Raw genomic sequence first — 19,566 nt, forward strand, 5'->3', positions numbered from 1 at the left:
GGACACGCCGCGCGGTCGCCTGACGCTGTCCAACCATAACAAGCCAAGCAAGAGGGAAACGACCATGAAGACCGCAGCCATTACGACATTCGCCACCGGCCTGCTTGCCGCGACAGCCCTGAGCGGCGGCGCATTCGCCCAGTCGGGTCCGATCAAGATCGGCGTCGTCACGCCATTGTCGGGAACCTATACGCCGATCGGCCAGCAGGTCCGCTGGGGGCTCGAACTCGCAGCGAAGGAAATCAATGCGGCCGGCGGCATCGCCGGGCGCCAGGTCAATCTGCTGTTCGAGGACGAGGAGGCAAATCCATCCGTCGCCGTGCAGAAGGCCGAGAAGCTGTTCCAGGTCGAAAAAGTCGACTTCCTGACCGGCACCGTCAATTCCGGCTCGACGCTCGCCGTCGCCCAGCTCGCAGAGCGCAATGCCAAGCTCGCGGCAACGACGGTCTCCTTCGCCGACTCGATCACCACCGACAAATGCTCGCCCAACATGTTCCGGGTGAATGCGCGGGCCGAGCAGCAGTCGGTGGCGCTCGCGGCCTGGCTGGCCAAGGAGAAGCCCAAGGCCAAGGTCTTCTATCTCGGGCCCGACTATGAGATGGGCCGCTCCACCGTCGCCGCCTTCAAGTCGAGCGCCGAGAAGGGCGGAGCGCAGAGCGGCGGCGAGGTCTTCGCCCCGCTCGATTCGAAGGATTACACCCAGTATTTCGGCCAGATTCGCGCCTCGCGTCCGCAGGTCGTCTACACCTCCGTCGCCGGCAACGACACGGTGCGGCTGCTGACGCAGCTGCAGGATTTCGGCCTGCTGTCCGGCCTGATGGTCGTCGGTGCGTCCGGCACCGTGACCTCGCAGAACATCACCGCGATCGGCGCCGCCGCTGAAGGCTTCGCCACCGGCGTCGGCTATTCCCCGCAGATCGATAGCCCCGCGAACAAGACCTTCGTCGACGCCTTCCGCGCGGCCAACAAGACCGATCCCGATCTCTACGGGGCCGACAGCTACGGCCTGCTCTTCGCCTACAAGGCGGCCGTCGAGAAGGCGGGCTCGACCGAGACCGACAAGGTGCGCGAGGCTTTGCGCGGCCTGAGCTGGCAGACCCCGCAGGGCACCAAGACGATCCGCGCCGGCGATCACCAGGCCATGCAGCCGATGTATGTGGTGCGCGTGACCAAGGGCAAGTTCGACATCATCGACAACGTCTCCTCGGAAAGCGCCATCGGCCCCGACGCCTGCACGCGGTTCTGAGCCGCCACGGCACGACCCTTCCCCGTCATGGGGAGGGGCTGCAGCGCCGAGCCCTTCATCGAGGCCCGCCATGACCCCCATCGATTATCTCCAATTCGTCCTTGCCCCGCAGGTCGTGAACGGGCTCGCGCTCGGGGTCGCGGTCGTGCTGGTGGCGCTGGGGCTGACCATCATCTTCGGCATGCTCGACGTCATCAATATGAGCCATGGCGAGTTCTACGCGATCGGCGCCTATGCGGCGTTGGCACTCGGCGCCGCCGGCATCGGCTTCTGGTTCCTGCTGGTGCTGGTACCGGTCCTGATGATCCCGCTCGGCATGGCGGCCGAGCGGCTGCTGATCCGCCCGGTCTTCGACACCAAGGACCGTCACGTCACCACGCTGCTCGTGACCTTCGGCCTTGGCCTCATCGTCGAGGACGTGCTGAAGATCGTCTTCGGCGCCAACACCCAGCGCCCGCCGACCCCCATCCCCGGCGCGACCGAGATCCTCGGCATCATCCTGCCGAACTACCGGCTCTTCCTCATTCTGGTCGGCGCTGCGATCGTGCTGGGCGTGGCCTTTGTCGTCTACAAGACGCGGCTGGGCGCGATGGTCCGCGCCGCCGCCTTCGACCGCAACATGGCGGCTTCGCTCGGGGTTCCGGTCTCACTTGTCTATGCCGGCACCTTTGCCTTCGGCGTCAGCCTTGCCGGGCTCGCCGGCGTGCTGCTGGCGCCGATCTATTCGGTGTTTCCGACCATGGGGCGCGACTTCATCCTGCTCGCCTTCACGGTCGTCATCGTTGGCGGCATGGGCTCGATCTGGGGCGCGGTCGTCGCAGGCCTCCTGCTGACGCAGGTCCAGGCGCTGGCGAGCCTCGTGATCTCGCCGGTCTGGACCGATCCGATCGTGTTCGGGACCATGGTCGCCTTTCTGGTTTTCCGCCCGCAGGGCCTGTTCGGGAGGCTCGGCCATGCATGACCGGCTGACGCAATCCATGCGCGCGAGCCATCTGCTGGCGCTGCTCTTCGTCCTCGCCGCGCTTGGCCTTGCAGCCCTAGGCGCTGCGACTGGCGACACCTTCTACCTGCGGCTCGGCACGGAAGCGCTGATCTTCGCCGGACTCGCCCTTTCCGTCGATCTGCTGCTCGGCTATTCCGGTGCGCTTTCGCTCGGCCAGGCCCTCTATTTCGGCATCGGCGCCTATGTCTCGGCGCTGACGCTGATGAAGCTGCCGTCCTTCTGGCTCGCCATGGGGGCGGCTTTCCTGGCGACGCTGATCGCCTCCGTCATCGGCGGTTTGATCGCCAACCGGGTGCGCGGCGTCTATTTCGCGCTGATCACCTTCGGCCTGGCGCAGGTCATGGCCAAGGTCGTCTACAACACCCGCGAACTCGGCGCCTCCGACGGCATGATCGGCATCCCGGTGATCGAGATCGGGTTCGGGCCGTTCACGGTCTCGGCGGGCAGTCCCGTCGGGTTTTTCATGATCGTGCTTGCCGTGATCATGGGGCTCTATGCGCTGACCGCCTATCTGCTCGATACGCCCTTCGGCCGCGTCCTCACCGCGCTGAAGGCAAACGAGAAGCGCGTGCCGTTCCTCGGTTACTCGGTCTGGCGCGCGCGCATGGCGGCCTATGTCCTGGCCGGCGTAATCGCGGGGCTTTCGGGGGCGCTGTATCCGATGCTGCGCGGCTTCGTTTCGCCGGAGCTGATGTTCTTCGCGACCTCCGGCAATGCGGTGATCTCGGTGGTGCTCGGCGGCGTCGGCACACTGATCGGGGCGATCTACGGCTCGGTCCTGCTCGTCATCCTCAAATCGATCATCGGCAGCTGGACCGAGCACCATCTCATCGTCATCGGCCTGCTCTTCATGCTGTGCGTGATGTTCCTGCCCAAGGGGCTGGTGGGCGTTGTGCGTCCCGCCATCGAAACCTGGCTCTCGCGCCGGCGCCTTGCCCCCGTTCCAAAGGCAGCCCCTGCGAGTCTGCCCGCGATCGTCGCCGAAACCGCGAGGACCTCCCGATGAAGCCCGTTCTCGACATTCGCGATCTCGGCATCGCCTTCGGCGGCCTCAAGGCCGTCGATCAGGTCAGCTTCCAGGCGCAGCGCCACAAGATCACGACCGTGATCGGGCCCAACGGCGCCGGCAAATCGACACTGTTCAACCTGATCAGCGGGGCGCTCAAACCCCATCATGGTCAGGTCCTGATCGACGGCGTCGACATGACAGGTGCTGCGCCCGAGCGCACCAAGGCAGCCGGGCTTTCGCGCTCCTTCCAGATCACCAGCCTGTTTCCGGAACTCACCGTCGCAGAGAACCTCAGGCTGGCGGCGCAGGTGCTGGAGCCGACCGGGCGCGCCTTTTTGCCTGTCGGCCGCTCGACGCGGGCGCTGGCCAAGACCGGCCAGATGCTGGAGCGCTTCCAGCTCGCCCATAAGCGCGACGATCTGGCCGGAAATCTCTCTCATGGCGACCAGCGCCGGCTCGAGATCGCGGTCTGCCTTGCCTCGGAACCGAAGATTCTGCTGCTCGACGAGCCGACGCAGGGAATGAGCCATGGCGACACGGCCGAGACGGCGAGACTCGTGCGCAGCCTGACCGACGACGTCACCATACTCCTGATCGAGCACGATATCGGCCTCGTCATGGACCTGTCGGATCATGTCGTGGTCATGCATCAGGGCCGCAAGCTGGCCGAGGGCCCGCCCGATCTGGTGCGGGCCGATCCCGCCGTCCAGGCCGCCTATTTCGGACATGCGTAAGGACCCGGCCATGCTCGCCATCAGCGGACTGCACAGCCATTACGGCCGTAGCCACATCATCCAGGGCGTCGATATCACGGCAGGCCCGCGCGAGGTCATCGGCATCTTCGGCCGCAACGGCGTCGGCAAGACGACGCTGCTCAAGACCATCGCGGGCTGGGTCCGCCCCAGCGAAGGCGCGATCACGCTCGACGGCGAGACGCTGACCGGCCTGACGCCCGACCGCATCTGCCATGCCGGCGTCGGCTTCGTGCCGGAAGACCGGCGCATCTTTCCCGGGCTGACCGTGGAGGAAAACCTCTCTCTTGGCCTTCTCCAGGTCAAGGGCCGCTCCTCCAGGGATGAGAAGCGGACGATCGAGGGCATCTATGACCGCTTTCACCGGCTGGGCGAACGTCGCCACCAGCTCGGCACGACCCTGTCGGGCGGCGAGCAGCAGATGCTGGCGATGGCCCGGGTGATGGTCGGCAAGCCGCGCCTCGTCCTGATCGACGAGCCGAGCGAGGGCCTCGCCCCGATGATCGTCGCCGAGATCTTCGCGATCGTGCGCGAACTGCGCGACCAGGGCGCGATCATCCTGCTGGTCGAGCAGAACGTGCATGAAGCGCTGTCTGTCGCCGACCGTTTCCACGTCATCGAGCGCGGTCAGGTTGTCTTCAGCGGCGAGGCCGAGTCCCAACCGGATCGCGAGCAACTGCTGCGGCTCATCGCGGTCTAGATGCGATGCGCCGGACGGACGCATTGCGCCCGCTCGCAGCGGCACTCGATACCGCCGGCTATCGGGCTGACGGAACGGCCTGGAGCAACCGCAACCTTGTCGAAGCACAATTGGCCGGCGCTTCGAAAAAGGCTGGTCAGCCCGCCTTTCGCTGAGCCTCTGGCTGAAAGCTGAGGCCGAAGTGCGCGACGAGGTCGCGCGCCACCGCATCCTGCAGTGCCGGAAGGGGCAGACGCGGCGGGCGCGGCGCACCGGCCGAAAAGCCCATATGGTTGAGCAGCGCCTTGGTGCCAGCGACATAGGCTTGTCCGCCGACGAACTCGATCAGCGGCAGTTGCTCCAGGTAAAGGGCGCGCGCCGCTTTGACCGCATCGTCATCGGCCACCAGCTCGAAGATCCGCGCCATCGCCGCCGGCGCGACATTCGAGGCCACGGCCACCCAGCCCTGCGCACCTTCGACAAAAGATTCGAAGCCGAGAATGCCGCCGAACACGGTCATCCGCTCGCCGCAGAGCCGGATGATGTCGCGAACGCGCGTCACCTCCAGCGTCGATTCCTTGATGTAGAGGCAGTTGTCGATCTCGGCGATGCGAGCGACCAAGGCGGGCCTGAGGTCGACATTGGCCGTGGCGGGGTTGTTGTAGACCATGATCGGCAGCCCGATCGCATCTCCCACTGTCCGGTAGTGCTGGACGAGTTCGTCCTCGGTCGGCGTCGAATAGAAGGGCGGGATGATCATCACGCCGTCAGCGCCCATTTTTTCAGCACGACGGCTGAGGCGCACCACCTCGCGAGTGTCCTCCGCGCCCGTGCCGATCAAAACCGGCACGCGGCCGGCCGCCTGGCCGATCACGGTCTCAGCCACCAGCACCTTCTCGTCATCGTCGAGCGAGAGGAACTCGCCGGTCGAGCCGAGCGGGATCAGCCCGTGGATGCCCTGTTCGATCTGCCAGTCGACGAAGGCGCGCAAGGCCTCGACATCGACATCGCCCGACGGCGTGAAGGGCGTGATCATGACGGTGTAGGTGCCGCGAAAGGTTTTCATGGAGAGGCCTTCGATGTGACTGGTCTGGTTCAGGCGGCGGCTGCGCGGCCGGGCATCAGGCCGGCGCCGGCGAGCGCCTGGGCAATCGCAGTGCGCTCCTCCGCCTCGATCGGCAGAAGCGGCGTGCGCGGATCGGGGTTCGGCAACTTGCCGAGCAGGTGCAGCGCGGTCTTCATCCGGTTGTGGGCGTCGAGATGGGGCGCGCGGTAGAAGGCGCGGCACAGCGGCCGCAGGCGAGCATTGGCGCGGCGCGCCGCATCGAGATCGCCGCGCGCCATCGCCTCGAAGATCTCGGCGAGGATCGGCGAGGCGACACTGCCGATGCCCGAGAGGATGCCGTCGCCGCCATAGGCCAGCGAGGCCATCAGCCAGCTATTATTGGTCGTCAGCACCGTGACCTGGCGGTCGAGCGCGCGCAGCGCCGCCAGATTGTCCTCATAGGCCTGGGGCGTGTCGCTGCCCTCCTTGATCGCGATGATGCTCTCGTTCTCGCGGCAGAGGCGCAGCAGGACCTCATGCGAGAAGCCGAGGCCCGAGGTCAGCGAAAGCTGGAACAGCACGATCGGCAAACCGGCCGCTTGAGCGACCTCCGCCACGAAACGCGAGGCCATCTCGGGGCGGGCATTGGCGCCCTGGGCGAACAGGGCTGGGGGAAACAGCAACAGCGCATCGGCGCCCGCTTGTGCCGCGTCGCGCGCCAGCGCAACGGCGCCCCGCGTATCATCGGCGACGATGCCGGCCACGACCCCGGCCTTGCCGCCTGTCGCAGTCTTCGCCGCGCCGATGACATGAGCACGTTCCGCGCGCGTCAGCGAGGCGGTCTCGCCCGCGTGGCCGTTGACCACGACGGCGCGGACGCCGTTCGTGCCGGCAAGCTCCGCGACATGGGCGTGCAGGGCGGCGTCATCGATCGTGCCGGCCCTGTCGAAGGGCGTCAAGGAAGCGGGCCAGATGCCCCCGATGCCTTTGAGGTCCATGCGGTGCTCCTCTCGCAAGGAAGACTGGAAACGTTTGCGGAGTGTGATGCCGCAATAGGCGCCAACAATCCATTATTTGGGCTTGCACAGCGCATATCGCGGCAATAGCGTTCTGCAATCGTTTCCAATTTAACGGCAGGGCTCATGAGCGTCACGCTCAAAGATGTGGCAGAGGCGGCCCGCGTTTCGGTCAGCACCGCGTCCCGGGCGCTGGGCGGCGGCGGGCTGGCGAGCGAGCGCACGCAACAGCGCCTGCTGCGCATCGCCGGGGAGCTCGGCTACCGGCCGAACACGATCGCGCGCGGCCTGAAGACCGGGCAGTCGCGTCTCGTCGGCCTGCTGATCCACAATCTCGCCAACGCCTCGTTCCAGGTCATGGCGGAAGTGGTGCAAGCGCGGCTGAAGGCGCTGGGCTACCAGATGCTGCTCTGCATCGCCGGAGACGATCCACAGCAGGAGAGCGACATGCTGGGCACGCTCGCCGACCATCGCGTCGACGGGCTGATCGTGGTGCCGACCGGCCGCAACGGCGCTCGCCTCGCACAGCTGGAGGCTGGCGATATCCCGGTCGTCTGCGTGGTGCGCCGCGACGACGAGGCGGAACTGGAGACCGTGCTCGCGGATGACCCGCAGGGCGCCTATGCCGGCACGCGCTACCTGATCGGCCTCGGGCACCGACGCATCGGCCTCATCGTCGGACGGCAAGACACGACCTCCGGCCGCGAACGCCTGTCGGGCTATATCCGGGCGCTGCGCGAGGCCGATATTGCCGTGGACGAAGCCCTGATCCATGCCGGGCGCTATGAGCCTGAGACCGGGGCAGTGGCTTGCCGCAAGCTCCTCGACCTCGCCACGCCGCCGACCGCGCTGTTCGTCGCAAACCATGAATCGGCACTGGGGGTGCTGCGTGTGACGGCCGAGCGCCGCCTCTCGATTCCCGACGATCTGTCGCTGCTCTGCTACGAGGATACGCCCTGGTTCGAGTGGCACCGTCCCGCGATCAGCGTCGTCGACAACGGCGCGCGCGACCTCGCCAACCTCGCGGTCGACCGGCTGCTGCATCGCATCGAGGCCCGCAATGGTCACAACGCCGGCAATGGTCACAACGCAGAGGGCGCGCGCGAATACCGCGTCGGCGCCCGGTTGGTGAAGCGCGATTCCTGCCGATCTCTCGCTCCTCAAGCCAGCGAGGCCTGACCGATGCCCTATATCGAAGTCCTCGCTCCGCCCGTATCGCCCACCGGCAAGGCGGCGCTGGCGAAATCGGTGACCGAAGGGTTGATCTCGGCCTTCGGTGTCGGGCCTGAGACGATCACGCTGTTCTTCCTACCGGTTGCCCCCGGTGACTATGCCCATGCCGGCGAGATGGGCTCGGCACAAACCAGTCAGCGCATCCTGCTCAAGGTCCACGCCTATCGCCGCAGCGAAGCGCAGCGCCGAGCCGCCGCCGTGGCGCTGACGCAGGGTGTCTGCGCCGCTTATGGCGTGCCGGGCGCGGATGTCGCCGTCTACTTCCTCGACCGCGAGAAGGACGAGGTCGCCCACGATTCCAGGCTCGCCAGCGATACGAAGGACGCGTAGCGATGGACCGCTTCTACACGGACGACCAGAAGGCCCTGCGCGAGACGGCGCGCCGCTTCGCGGAAGCCGAGATTCTGCCGCGCGCCGCCGCGATCGACCGCGACGACCGCTTCGATCGCGCGCTCTACAAGGGCATGGCCGATCTCGGCCTGTTCGGCATCTGCCTGCGCGAGGGCGCCGGCGGGGCGGGGCTGGACTCCATCGCGGCCTGCATCGCCATGGAGGAGCTGGCGCGCTGTTCCGGCGCCGTCGCAAACGCCTTCGCGATCCCCGTCGAGGCGGTGCTGTTCTTCGACCAGCACGGCACGGAGGCGCATAAGGCGCTGATCCCGCAGATCCTCAGCGGCGAGATCATCCCCGCCACCGCCGTCACCGAGCCCGACCATGGCTCCGATGTCGCCGGCATCAAGACGACCGCCAGCCGCGACGGTAATGGCTGGCTGCTCAACGGCACCAAGGCCTGGGTGACGCTGGGCGGGGTCGCCGACCGGATCATGGTCTTCGCACGAACCGGCTCCGAGACCGGGCACAAGGCGATCTCCTGCCTGCTCGTCGACGGCGCGTTGCCGGGGATCGCGCGCGGCAGGAACGAAGAGCTTCTGGGCATGCACGGCCTGGAAGACTGCCAGATCGCCTTCGCCGATGTGCGCCTGCCGGCCGACAGCCTGATGGGGCCGGAGAACCAGGCCTTCAAGATGGCGATGAGCAACTTCAACTTCAGCCGATTGATGATGGCCTCGATGGCGCTCGGCATGGCGCAGGCCGCCTTCGAGGACGCCACCGCCTATGCCAAATCCCGCCGGCAGTTCGGGCAGGCGATCATCGGCTTCCAGGCGGTGCAGTTCATGCTCGCCGACATGGCTACCGACATCGCCGCGGCGCGCCTGCTGATCCACCATGCCGCGCGCCTGCATGATGTCGGCCAGCCGATCGCCAAGGAAGCGGCGCAGGCCAAGCTCTTCACCACCGACATGGCGATGAAGCACGTCTCAAACGCGCTCCAGATCCATGGCGGCAACGGCTATTCGCGCGAATACCGCATCGAGCGGCTGTTCCGCGACGTCCGCCTCGCCCAGATCTATGAGGGCACCAACCAGATCCAGCGCCTCATCATCGCCCGGCAGGTCGAGAAGGAGGCTGCATGACGCTGAGCATCATCACGGCCGAGCAGGCGGCGGGCCTCGTCCGCGATGCCGACACGCTGATCGTCGGCGGCAATGGCGGCACCGGCGCGGCAGAGGCGATCCTTGCCGCGCTCGAAGCGCGCTTCCTTGATGGCGCGGGTCCCCATGGGCTGACGCTGATCAATATCACCGGCGTCGGCGCCGTCACCGAGAAGGGCCTCTGCCATCTCGCGCATGAGGGCATGATCGCGCGCGTCATCGGCGGCAATTTCGGGCTGCAGGTTCCGTTCATGCGCCTGGTGCGCGACGAGCTGATCGACGCCTACAACTTCCCCCAGGGCGTGATGAGCCAGCTCTGCCGCGCCATGGCGGCCAAGCATCCCGGCGTCCTCACCCATGTCGGCCTCAAGACCTATATGGACCCGCGCCAGGATGGCGGGCGCATGAATGCGCGCACCACCCTGCCGCTGGTCGAGCTGCTGGAACTGCAGGGGCAGGAATGGCTGCTCTACCGCGTGCCCGGCCCGCCGAGCTTCGCCATCATTCGCGGCACCTCGGCGGATGAGGACGGCTATGTCAGCATGGAGCACGAGGGCACGACGCGCGAGGACCTGTCCATCGCGCAGGCCGTGCACAATGCCGGCGGCACGGTGATCTGCCAGGTCAAGCGCATCGTGAAGCGCGGCTCGCTCCATCCGCAAATGGTCAAGATCCCGGGCTTCCTCGTCGATCATGTCGTGCTCGAGCCCGAGCAGATGCAGACCTATGGCACGCAATACGATCCCGCCCGCTGCGGCGAAACGCGGGTGCCCGTCGCCATGATCGCGCCCGATCCGCTCACCGAGCGGCGTGTGGTCGCCCGCCGCGCCGCCTTCGAATTGCGCCCGCGCGACGTCGTCAATCTCGGCGTCGGCATCTCGGCGATGATCCCGAACGTCGCGGCCGAGGAAGGCATCGAGGATCTGATCACGCTGACGGTGGAGTCTGGCGTCGTCGGCGGCGTGCCGGGCCATGCGCGTGAGTTCGGCACGGCGATCAATCCGCGCGCCATCCTCGACCAGGCCTATCAGTTCGATTTCTACGATGGCGGCGGGCTGACCTGCGCTTTTCTCTCCTTCGCCGAGGTGGACGAGGCCGGCAACGTCAACGTCACGCGCTTCGGCGACCGCCGCGACGGCTCCGGCGGCTTCATCGACATCACCCAGAACGCGAAGCGGCTGGTTTTCAACGGCACCATGACCGGCGGCAAGCTCGATATCGGCGTCGAGAACAACCGCCTTTCGATCCGCCGCGACGGCGCCTTCCGCAAATTCGTGCCGCAGGTCGGGCAGATCAGCTTCAGCGCGGCGCTCGCCGCCGAGCGCGGGCAGCAGGTCTCCTATGTCACCGAGCGGGCGGTGTTCCAGCTCGAACAGGGCGCGGTGACGCTGACCGAGATCGCGCCTGGCGCCCGGCTCGATGAGGACGTGCTGGCGCATATGGGCTTCCGACCCAGGATCAGCCCGGATCTTCGCGAAATGGATGCGCGCATCTTCCGGCCGGGCCCGATGGGGATTGGCCGCAGCTTCCTCGAACTGCCGGCGCGCACGCGCAAGGTCGCCTGAAGGGGATGCGATGAGCGCGACCGCGACGACCAATCTCTACTACGAGGATATCGAACTGGGCGCGCAGTTCGAGAGTGCGACGCACAGCGTCACGCCCGCCGACATCGCCGCCTTCGCCGACGTCACGCACGATCATCATCCGCTGCATCTGGATGAGGGCTATGCCCGCTCGCGCGGCTTCCCTGCCGTGATCGCGCATGGGCTCTACGGCCTGTCGCTGATGGAGGGGCTGAAGTCGGAGCTCAGGCTCTATGAGGAAACCTCCGTCGCCTCGCTCGGCTGGGACGCGGTCCGCTTCAAGGCGCCGGTCGTCGCCGGCGACAGCCTGCGCGTGCGCTTCCGCTTCGTCGAGAAACGCCCGACCCACAATCCCGGCCGCGGCATCGTCGTCGAGGCGCTCGACCTGATCAACCAGCGCGACGAGGTGGTGACGGAAGCCCGCCACGTCTCGCTGATCCTGACGCGGCAGGCGGAGGACTGATCCGCCGACGCGGGCCCAAGACTGACGAGGCCAATGACAGACGCTGGCCCATGACGACCGAACCAAGAAAAGACCGGGGAAACGCCTGCTCAGCCACTCATTCTTCTGCACGGGAGACCACGCGATGCGCCTTTTCAAGACCCTTTCCGCCCTCGCCGTCTTCGTCTGCCTGGCGGGCGGCGCCGACGCCCAGAGCTGCACGTCCAAGGTGCCGGCCGCCAGCCTGATCGAGGCCGGCAAATGGCAGATGGCGATCAACCCGACCTTGCCGCCGCAGCAATTCGTCGACGAGAAGGGCGAATTGCAGGGCCTGAACGTCGAGCTCGCCAAGGAGATCGCCAAGCGCATCTGCCTTGAGCCGGTCTTCGTCCGGATGGATTTCCCGCCGATGATCCCGGGCCTGCGCGCCAGCCGCTTCGACACGATCAACACCGGCCTGTTCTGGACCGAGGAGCGCTCGAAGATCCTGTTCATGGTGCCTTACGCCCAGCAGGCGCTCAGCATCTACACCGACCCCAAATCGAGCCTGAAGCTCGAGAAGTTCGAGGATCTCGCCGGGCGCGTCGTCGGTGTGGAGACGGCGACCTACCAGGAGCGCAAGTCGCGCGAGTTCAATGCCGAGATGGTCGCCAAGGGTCTGAAGCCGATCGATTTCCGGACATTCTCGACCGTCACCGAGACCTCGGCCGCGCTCCGCGCCGGGCAGCTCGAGGCCGCGATCAACATCAACGAGACCGCCAACGCCCTCGTGCAGCGCGGCATCGCCAAGATCTGGCTGAAGGATGTCGCCGGCACCGACATCACCTTCGCCTTCCGCGACAAGAAGGTGGCGCAGGCAGTCGCTGAGGCGCTCACCGCGATCCGCACCGAGGGCGCCTACGACAAGCTGTTCGAGAAGTTCGGCATGACCAAGCTTGCCGCGGCGAGCTTCGCCATCCGCGGCGACGGCCCGACCAACTGAACCGGAGAGGGGCGGGAAGATGTTCGACGTCCACGCTTTCCTGTCCTACCTCACCAACGCCTATCTGCTCGAAGGCGTCCTGGTGACGATCGGCCTGACCGTCACCACCATGATCATCGGGCTCGTGCTCGGCCTCGTGGTCGCGCTGGCGCGCATGTCGCCGCGCCGCATCTTCTCGGCGCCGGCGGCGTTTTATGTCTGGGTCTTCCGGGGCACGCCGCTCCTGGTGCAGCTCGTCATCATCTACACCGCGCTGCCGCAGATCGGCATCCGTTTCGGTGTCCTGATGTCGGCCCTACTCTCGCTCAGCCTCAATGAGGCGGCCTATCTCTCGGAAACGATCCGCGGCGGCTTCAACGGCATCGCCAGGGGGCAAAGGGAGGCGGCCAAGGCGCTCGGCCTGTCGCGCTGGCACACATTGCGCCTCGTGCTGCTGCCGCAGGTGCTGCGCCTGATCATCCCGCCCCTGGGTAATTCGCTGAACGGCCTGCTCAAGGCAACCTCACTGGCCTCGATCATCTCGATGGAGGAGCTGATGCGGCGCAGCCAGATGCTGATGCAGCAGAAGTTCGAGGTGCTGGAACTCTATCTGGTGGCCGCGGTCTATTATCTCGCGCTGACGAGCTTGTGGAATCTCGTGCAGGTCAGGCTGGAGGCATATTACGGCCGCGGCTACGGAGAAGCCAGCAAGAGCACACCGGCCTTGAAGCCGGTCCGGCCCGCCGTCACTGGCGAGGCTCTCTGATTCCAGATCAAGAGCCGTTTCCGATCCAATTGGATCGTTCAATAGCCCTAGCTCCTTGTTTCAACGCGTTTTCTTCACGCGAACCGGAGTCCACTTCGCTCGAAAACGCCAGATGCGACGAGCTCAACGTCGCTCACGCTGCCCGACGCGCAAATCGCGCAGATCTCGGACATCGCGGCCAATGCTCCGCACACGCCGTCTGCCGGCTTCGAGAACAGGGCCAGCAATCTGGAAAAGGAGAATAGGGCGCTTCCCCCCGAGAGACGTGGGATCGGATGGCTCAGGCGGGACGAGCGGCTCAGCGACATGGTGCACAGCGCCGGGATCGATCCGGCTATGACGCCGGTGTTCGCGCGGCTCACGCTGCTCTTGAGCGACCGTCACACGGGCTCGCGACCGGCGCCACGTCCGTGACAATCTCAACGTCCGGCAAACTCACACAGCAGCGCTTGGCCACCACGGCCGCGACCTTAACCAGGTCGACAGACCCGTCGACAACAACTGCGCGGAGATCGTGATCAGCGTCGATCATGCTGCGCGCATCGCGACCGAGCTGCTTGGCCATCTCAAGATAGATCAACTGCCCGAGCCGTTGCAGTTCAGAATCGGAGAGTCCCTCACACATCGCACACACCCGCCTACGGACGCGCTGGCGCCCTCGGACGGTAGATGGTGGCAACGGGTCGGCTGCGCCAGAGGCTGCGTCAGCGGTGCTGTTGGCCCGGCACTACAGGCCGCGGCCGGCTCTGGCCGGCGGCAAGCTCGATCCCCCACACCGCAGCTAGAGCATTTTCGAGCGAAGTGGACACCGGTTCGCGTGAAGAAAATGCGATAAAACAAGGGGATAGAGAATTTCCGCGATTCGGAGAAACGCGGAAATGCTCTAGCCTAAATCCACTGACTGATTGTGCCAGGGCCGATCTGGTGCAGATCAAGTTCTGAATCGCTCAGGCGCCGCTGCAACTTGAAGACCGGATTTGGCAGCAAGCCCGAATGGGCAGTCAGGGCCAGGACTGCAGCTTCTTCCGAGTCCGCTTCGACAAAGAAGACCTGCTTCAAGGTCTGAGTCGCCGAGGTCACTTCGATCTGAAATGCTTTTATCAAACTCATTCACGTCCCCCATCGCTGAGGGGGCGCGGTAGCACGGCCACCAGCGCCCTACCATCCGCGATCGCGGGGCTGCGGAACGTTGGTATAGCACCGCGACATGGCTAGGGCCGCGCGTAAGCCACAAATGGCGCACACCGCCATGGCAAAGCTTCAGAAAGCCACCAGGATTGTCCCGCCCAAATTGCCGGTGAGGCAAGATGAAGAGAAAAGCCTTTTAAAACAGGTGATTTTGGCGCCGATGGCGCTCCCATGGGGAATCGAACCCCAGTTTTCGCCGTGAGAGGGCGACGTCCTAACCGCTAGACGATGGGAGCAGCGCGGCAAGGGCTGCTGTGTAATCGGGCTGCGGCCGCTCTGCAACTGCTTTTTGCGCAAAGCCCGCAAGGAATTCGCGGCGACGGCTCATGACCGTCGCCGCGGAGCCAATTGAGATCGCGCCCCGCGGCTCAGGCCGCCTTGTCGGCCAAGGCGGGATAGTCGGTATAGCCCTTCGCATCGCCGCCATAGAAGGTTGCGAGATCGGGTTCGTTCAGCTGGGCGTTGCGCTCCAATCGCGCGACCAGATCGGGATTGGCGATGAAGAGCCGGCCGAAGGCGATGGCGTCGGCCTCGCCCTTTTCGACCGTCTCGATGGCGAGCTCGCGGTTGAAGCCGTTATTGGCGATATAGCCGCCCTTGAAGGCACGCCGCAGCGCGCCATAGTCGAGGGGCAGATAGTCGCGCGCCTCGCGTGTCGCGCCCTCGACGACATGGATGAAAGCGATGCCCTGTTCGCTGAGCTTCGTCACCAGATAGGTGAACAGCGCCTGCGGATCGGAATCGCGCGCGTCATTGGCCGGGCTCACCGGCGAGATGCGGATGCCGACGCGGCCCTTGCCGAACACCTTCGACACGGCGGCGACAGCCTCGAGCGCGAAGCGCACGCGGTTCTCGATCGAGCCGCCATAGGCATCGCTGCGCTTGTTGGAATCGTCGCGCAGGAACTGGTCGATCAGATAGCCATGGGCGCCGTGCAGTTCGACGCCGTCGAAGCCGGCGGCCTTGGCGTTCTCGGCGGCCGTGACGAACTCGCCGATGATCGCGGGGATCTCCGCCGGCGCCAGTTCGCGCGGGGTCGAGACCTCGGTGAAGCCGCTTTCGATATAGGTCTTGGTCTTGGCCTGGATCGGCGACGGGCTGACCGGAGCCTGGCCGCCCGGCTGCAGCGAGACATGGCTGACCCGGCCGACATGCCAGAGCTGGGCGATGATCTTACCGCCTTCAGCGTGGACGGCGTCGGTCACGGCCTTCCAGCCGGCGATCTGCGCGTCGCTGTAGAGGCCAGGCGTCCAGACATAGCCCTGGCCCTGCTGCGAAACCTGCGTGCCCTCGGTGATGATCAGCCCGGCGCCGGCGCGCTGGCGGTAATATTCGACATTCAGATCATTGGGGGCGTCATTGCCGCGCGTCGCGCGATTGCGCGTCAACGGCGCCATGACGACGCGGTTCCTGAGTTCGATGTCGCCGAGGCGAAGCGGCGTGAATAGAGCAGGCTTCAACGAGGCAGATTCGGCAGAGCTGGATTGGCTCATCGGAGTGATCCTTCGGATCGCGGCTGGCGCCGCATGATTGACAAGAGCGTTTTCGAGCGAAGTGGACACCGGTTCGCGTGAAGAAAACGCGTTCAGACAAAGAGCTGTCGAGCATGCCACAGCGCGCCCGCGCCCGGCGGCATCGGCATTCGACAAGGCTCAGATAGGCATGACACAGTGGAATGGCAGGGGCGTGGGAAGCGCCTCCGCCATCACTGATAGGATTTCCTCCGCGGAGGTCTGTTTGGAGACGATCGACGCCACCCAGCCCTCGCCGGGGAGACCGGGATTGCGCGCCCGCCTTCTTGTCGGAGGCCGCCATGCGCTGCGCGCCGGGCTCAACGCCGCGCTGGGCATCGTCTACCCGCCGAGCTGCATCGCCTGCCATGCCGCGACGGGCGAGGCGCAAGCGCTCTGCCCCGCCTGCTGGGCCGGCATCGGCTTCATCGAGCGCCCCTTCTGCGAGCGCCTCGGCACGCCCTTCGCGGTCGATCTCGGCGAGGGCCTGCTCTCGCCGGCCGCGATCGCCGATCCGCCGGTCTTCCGTAGAGCGCGCGCGGTCTGCCGTTTCGACGGCGCCGCGCGCGAACTGGTGCACAGGCTGAAATATGACGACCGGCTCGAACTGGCGCTGACCCTGGGCCGGATGATGACGCAGGCCGGGCGCGAATTGCTGGGGGAGGCCGAGATGATCGTGCCGGTGCCGCTGCATCGCACCCGACTCTGGAGCCGCCGCTTCAACCAGGCCGCGGCGCTGGCTCGTGTCGTCGCGGGGCAGAGCCGGGTCCCGCTCGCGCCTGGCCTGCTGGCGCGGGTCAAGCGCACAAGGCAGCAGGTCGGGCTGACGCGGGCACAGCGCACTGATAATCTGCAGGGCGCATTCAAGGTCCCTCTCGCCGCGCGGCCGCGGCTCGAAGGCCGCCGCATCCTGCTGATCGACGATGTCTTGACCACGGGCTCGACTGTCAACGCCTCGGCCCGCGCCCTGCTGCGCGCCGGCGCGGCCCAGGTCGATGTACTGACCTTCGCCCGGGTGGTGACGGACGCGTGAGCGCCACTACAGCATCGGACCGAATATCGTATTCGGTCCGATGCTGTAGCTCTTTGATTTTGCATCGGCTTCTTCCCACCGGACTCCACTTTTCGGGCCGATGCACTAAATAGGGTGCAGCGCACTATCCACGAAGGTCATTCCATGCCGCCCGTCACGATCTACACCACCTCCTGGTGCCCCTATTGCCAGGAGGCGAAAGCGCTGCTGAGCAAGAAGGGCGTCGCCTTCGAGGAAATCGATGTCGACGGCAAGCCGGAGCTGCGCCAGGCGATGACGGTCAAGGCGCGCGGGCGCACCTCGGTGCCGCAGATCTTCATCGGCGCCAGCCATGTCGGCGGCTGCGATGATCTGTATGCGCTCGATGCGCGCGGCGAGCTCGACAAGCTGCTGGCGGCGTGAGGCACAGCAGGGCCGCTTACCAGGAGAGGCTGCTCGCCAAGAGAGGCTGCTTGCAAAGGGCTCGTAAGGGATTACCTGCTGAGGGTGCAATTCAGCACCGGTCCCTCGCACTGACATGATCCGCTACGCCCTCATCTGCGACAACGCCCACGAATTCGAGAGCTGGTTCTCGACCTCGGCGAGCTTCGAGGATCAGGCTCGGCGCGGGCTGGTGACCTGCCCCTTCTGCGGCAGCCCGAAGGTCGAGCGCGCGATCATGGCGCCCAATGTCGCGCGTACCGATCGCGAGCGGGCCGCTCCGGCCGAGACCGGACCGGATGCAGCCACGACTGAGGCCCCCGCCGCGCCGGCTCCGGTCGCCCTGATGGGCGAGAAGGAGATCGCCTTCCGGGAGATGCTTGTGGCCCTGCACAAGCATGTTGCCGAGAACGCCGAGAATGTCGGCAAGCGCTTCGCCGAGGAGGCGATCAAGATCCATCACGGCGAGAGCGACGGCCGCGCCATCTATGGCGAGGCGACACCCGACGACGCCAGGATGCTGCAGGAGGAGGGCGTCGCCTTCATGCCCCTGCCCCGCCTGCCCCGCGCAGGGAATTGAAGCGCTCGTCATTGCAGGGAGCGCGCGCGACCGGCCCGCAACGGCGATCGGCTCTGGTCGAAAAGCGCTCGGGGGTTGAGAAGCACTCGGGGGACCGGCCGGTTGTCAGAAGAGCCATGCCGTTATCCAGGCCTCGATCTGCGATCGATGCCGAGCTGGGTTTCGATACATCCGGGCCGTCCTTGCGAGCGCAGCGAAGCAATCCAGGCGACGTAGAGCTCTGCCGCCCTGGATTGCTTCGCTGCGCTCGCAATGACGGTGTGGTTCAGGCTAAAATCACCCCCCAAGAGCATTGCTCCCACGGAAAACCGGTGCCCCGTTTTTCGCGCAAGGCTCTAAGCGTTTCCGATGAAGCGCTCCATGGAAGCCGGCTCTGCGCTTGGCTCCGGCCGGAATGTCTCGCCTTTCCAGCGCGGAATTCGCGACGCCACGGACGAAATCCCGTCGCTTCGAGCGTTAAAATTTTTCGTTTGATACTAATATCTTAGCAAGATCTTCGCTGGAAGAGAGCGCGCCCGGAGCTCGCTTTACCGCCTCTGCCCTTCCTTTCCGGATTAACTTTCTGTTAAGGGTTATGGGTTTCCTTGCCCGTGATCTCGGTGCGCCGCCCACGGCAATTCAGGATCCCGAACCCAGGAGTTGCCGCATGAAGCGGATCGTGATCGCTGCACATGGTCTCCGTTCCCACGGAGTTGCCCGCCGCGGCAGTAGATCGATCCCGCTTCTGATTTCGCTGCTAGCGCCGGCTCTGGGCGCCTGCAGCGTCTCGCCCGTCCAGACGGCCGCGGTCTCCGCACCGGCAACGAAGGAACCCGCCGCCGCGCGCAAGCGCGCCGTCGCCCTGGCGAAGGCCGACCCTCGGGAAAAGGACTGTCTGGTTCGTGCGATGTATTTCGAATCGAACCGGTCGAGCGAGGCGGGCCTGCTCGGCGTCGGTACGGTCGTGATGAACCGGGTCGAGGCGCCCAAATACCCTGAGACGATCTGCGGCGTGGTCGGAGCTCCGCGCCAGTTCGCCTCCGGCGTCCTGACGCGCCCGATGACGGAAAAAAACCTGCCGAAGATCGAGGCCATCGCCGAGGACATCCTCAACGGCCGCCGCAATGAGACGATCGGACCGGCCAAGCATTTCCACACGGCCGGGCTGCGCTTCGGCTACACCAATATGCACTACATGACGGTCGCCGGCGGCAACGCCTTCTATGTGAAGGGCGAGCGGCCCGAGCGCCGGCGCATCGAGGAGCCAGCGTTCCAGGTGGCGGAGGCCTCCGTGCCCGCGCCTGTTGCAACGGCTTCGCCCGTCACCTCCACCTCCTTCGCATCCGCACCGCTTGCCTTCGCGCCCAAAACATTGGCGCCCAAGACGCCTGCGTTCGAGACACCAGCGCCCAAAACACTCGCGCTCGATACCCCCGCGGTGATGCTGGTCAAGAATGTGCGGCTGCCGCCGGACCGGCCGCTCGATCTCGATCTGCCCAAGCTCAAGCGCGCCTTCGCCGCTCCTCCCAAGGTCGACCGGCGCCTGGCGGCGCTTCTGCCATCATCCTCCGAGATCAAGGGCGGTCTTTCGCCGCGATGAGCGCTCGACCTCTGGCCGGCGCGGATT

At 66.0% G+C, this 19,566-nt stretch carries 21 protein-coding genes and 1 tRNA gene; 16 read left to right on the forward strand and 6 right to left on the reverse strand.

What is annotated here, in order from left to right:
• Positions 1 to 64 precede the first annotated feature (64 nt).
• The 5 genes from BHK69_RS28575 (at position 65) to BHK69_RS28595 (ending at position 4,710) form a co-directional block, all read left to right on the forward strand.
• The gene (locus BHK69_RS28575; protein ID WP_069693069.1) at positions 65 to 1,246 is read left to right on the forward strand and encodes an ABC transporter substrate-binding protein; all 1,182 of its coding nucleotides are present in this window, start codon (positions 65 to 67) and stop codon (positions 1,244 to 1,246) included.
• A 70-nt stretch (positions 1,247 to 1,316) separates the two neighbouring features.
• Positions 1,317 to 2,207, forward strand: coding sequence for a branched-chain amino acid ABC transporter permease (locus tag BHK69_RS28580; protein ID WP_069693070.1), 891 nt, complete (start codon positions 1,317 to 1,319; stop codon positions 2,205 to 2,207).
• Positions 2,200 to 3,255 (forward strand): branched-chain amino acid ABC transporter permease, encoded by a 1,056-nt coding sequence (locus tag BHK69_RS28585; protein ID WP_083269734.1) that lies wholly within the window; start codon positions 2,200 to 2,202, stop codon positions 3,253 to 3,255. Before BHK69_RS28580 ends, BHK69_RS28585 begins: the two co-directional genes overlap by 8 nt.
• Entirely contained in the window at positions 3,252 to 3,992 is a 741-nt protein-coding gene (locus BHK69_RS28590) for an ABC transporter ATP-binding protein (protein WP_069693071.1), read from the forward strand. The genes BHK69_RS28585 and BHK69_RS28590 overlap by 4 nt, the downstream gene beginning before the upstream one ends.
• Before the next feature lie 10 nt (positions 3,993 to 4,002).
• Positions 4,003 to 4,710: an ABC transporter ATP-binding protein gene (locus BHK69_RS28595; protein WP_083269735.1), complete on the forward strand. Its 708-nt coding sequence runs from the start codon at positions 4,003 to 4,005 to the stop codon at positions 4,708 to 4,710.
• Between the two features lie 136 nt (positions 4,711 to 4,846).
• Here the strand turns inward: BHK69_RS28595 and BHK69_RS28600 are convergent, their stop codons facing one another.
• Both BHK69_RS28600 and BHK69_RS28605 read right to left on the reverse strand, forming a co-directional pair.
• Entirely contained in the window at positions 4,847 to 5,755 is a 909-nt protein-coding gene (locus tag BHK69_RS28600) for a dihydrodipicolinate synthase family protein (RefSeq protein ID WP_069693073.1), read from the reverse strand.
• Between the two features lie 29 nt (positions 5,756 to 5,784).
• On the reverse strand, positions 5,785 to 6,732 hold the full coding sequence (locus BHK69_RS28605; protein ID WP_069693074.1) for a dihydrodipicolinate synthase family protein: 948 nt from the start codon (positions 6,730 to 6,732) through the stop codon (positions 5,785 to 5,787).
• Positions 6,733 to 6,876: 144 nt separating this feature from the next.
• Between BHK69_RS28605 and BHK69_RS28610 the strand changes: the two genes are divergently transcribed.
• The 7 genes from BHK69_RS28610 to BHK69_RS28640 all read left to right on the forward strand — a co-directional run bounded on the left by BHK69_RS28610 (position 6,877) and on the right by BHK69_RS28640 (position 13,228).
• Complete coding sequence (locus BHK69_RS28610) at positions 6,877 to 7,929, forward strand: LacI family DNA-binding transcriptional regulator (RefSeq protein WP_069693075.1); 1,053 nt, start codon at positions 6,877 to 6,879, stop codon at positions 7,927 to 7,929.
• A 3-nt stretch (positions 7,930 to 7,932) separates the two neighbouring features.
• Positions 7,933 to 8,313 carry a tautomerase family protein gene (locus BHK69_RS28615; protein ID WP_069693076.1) on the forward strand — a complete coding sequence of 127 codons (381 nt, stop codon included), beginning with the start codon at positions 7,933 to 7,935 and terminating at the stop codon, positions 8,311 to 8,313.
• A 2-nt stretch (positions 8,314 to 8,315) separates the two neighbouring features.
• On the forward strand, positions 8,316 to 9,458 hold the full coding sequence (locus BHK69_RS28620) for an acyl-CoA dehydrogenase family protein (protein ID WP_069693077.1): 1,143 nt from the start codon (positions 8,316 to 8,318) through the stop codon (positions 9,456 to 9,458).
• On the forward strand, positions 9,455 to 11,041 hold the full coding sequence (locus BHK69_RS28625) for an acyl CoA:acetate/3-ketoacid CoA transferase (protein WP_069693078.1): 1,587 nt from the start codon (positions 9,455 to 9,457) through the stop codon (positions 11,039 to 11,041). The genes BHK69_RS28620 and BHK69_RS28625 overlap by 4 nt, the downstream gene beginning before the upstream one ends.
• A 10-nt stretch (positions 11,042 to 11,051) precedes the next feature.
• The gene (locus tag BHK69_RS28630; protein WP_069693079.1) at positions 11,052 to 11,522 is read left to right on the forward strand and encodes a MaoC family dehydratase; all 471 of its coding nucleotides are present in this window, start codon (positions 11,052 to 11,054) and stop codon (positions 11,520 to 11,522) included.
• Between the two features lie 124 nt (positions 11,523 to 11,646).
• Positions 11,647 to 12,483, forward strand: a complete 837-nt coding sequence (locus BHK69_RS28635) for an ABC transporter substrate-binding protein (protein ID WP_069693080.1) — start codon at positions 11,647 to 11,649, stop codon at positions 12,481 to 12,483.
• Between the two features lie 19 nt (positions 12,484 to 12,502).
• Positions 12,503 to 13,228: an amino acid ABC transporter permease gene (locus BHK69_RS28640; protein ID WP_069693081.1), complete on the forward strand. Its 726-nt coding sequence runs from the start codon at positions 12,503 to 12,505 to the stop codon at positions 13,226 to 13,228.
• Positions 13,229 to 13,586: 358 nt separating this feature from the next.
• Here BHK69_RS28640 and BHK69_RS28645 read toward each other — a convergent pair whose 3' ends face one another.
• From BHK69_RS28645 to BHK69_RS28660, 4 genes are all read right to left on the reverse strand, one after another.
• Positions 13,587 to 13,853, reverse strand: coding sequence for a hypothetical protein (locus BHK69_RS28645; RefSeq protein ID WP_069693082.1), 267 nt, complete (start codon positions 13,851 to 13,853; stop codon positions 13,587 to 13,589).
• A 263-nt stretch (positions 13,854 to 14,116) separates the two neighbouring features.
• Complete coding sequence (locus BHK69_RS28650; RefSeq protein WP_069693083.1) at positions 14,117 to 14,338, reverse strand: hypothetical protein; 222 nt, start codon at positions 14,336 to 14,338, stop codon at positions 14,117 to 14,119.
• A gap of 239 nt (positions 14,339 to 14,577) precedes the next feature.
• Positions 14,578 to 14,652, reverse strand: a tRNA-Glu gene (locus BHK69_RS28655).
• Positions 14,653 to 14,784: 132 nt separating this feature from the next.
• Positions 14,785 to 15,909, reverse strand: coding sequence for an alkene reductase (locus BHK69_RS28660; RefSeq protein ID WP_069693084.1), 1,125 nt, complete (start codon positions 15,907 to 15,909; stop codon positions 14,785 to 14,787).
• Between the two features lie 289 nt (positions 15,910 to 16,198).
• Here BHK69_RS28660 and BHK69_RS28665 point away from each other — a divergent pair, with 289 nt between their 5' ends.
• From BHK69_RS28665 to BHK69_RS28680, 4 genes are all read left to right on the forward strand, one after another.
• Positions 16,199 to 16,960: a ComF family protein gene (locus BHK69_RS28665; RefSeq protein WP_069693085.1), complete on the forward strand. Its 762-nt coding sequence runs from the start codon at positions 16,199 to 16,201 to the stop codon at positions 16,958 to 16,960.
• 144 nt (positions 16,961 to 17,104) lie between these two features.
• Positions 17,105 to 17,362: a glutaredoxin 3 gene (gene grxC, locus BHK69_RS28670; protein ID WP_069693086.1), complete on the forward strand. Its 258-nt coding sequence runs from the start codon at positions 17,105 to 17,107 to the stop codon at positions 17,360 to 17,362.
• 115 nt (positions 17,363 to 17,477) lie between these two features.
• Positions 17,478 to 17,960 (forward strand): DUF1178 family protein, encoded by a 483-nt coding sequence (locus BHK69_RS28675; RefSeq protein ID WP_069693087.1) that lies wholly within the window; start codon positions 17,478 to 17,480, stop codon positions 17,958 to 17,960.
• A gap of 646 nt (positions 17,961 to 18,606) precedes the next feature.
• Positions 18,607 to 19,539: a cell wall hydrolase gene (locus BHK69_RS28680; protein WP_069693088.1), complete on the forward strand. Its 933-nt coding sequence runs from the start codon at positions 18,607 to 18,609 to the stop codon at positions 19,537 to 19,539.
• The last annotated feature ends 27 nt before the right edge of the window (positions 19,540 to 19,566 follow it).

The sequence above is a fragment of the Bosea vaviloviae genome, assembly GCF_001741865.1.
Taxonomy (GTDB): domain Bacteria; phylum Pseudomonadota; class Alphaproteobacteria; order Rhizobiales; family Beijerinckiaceae; genus Allobosea; species Allobosea vaviloviae.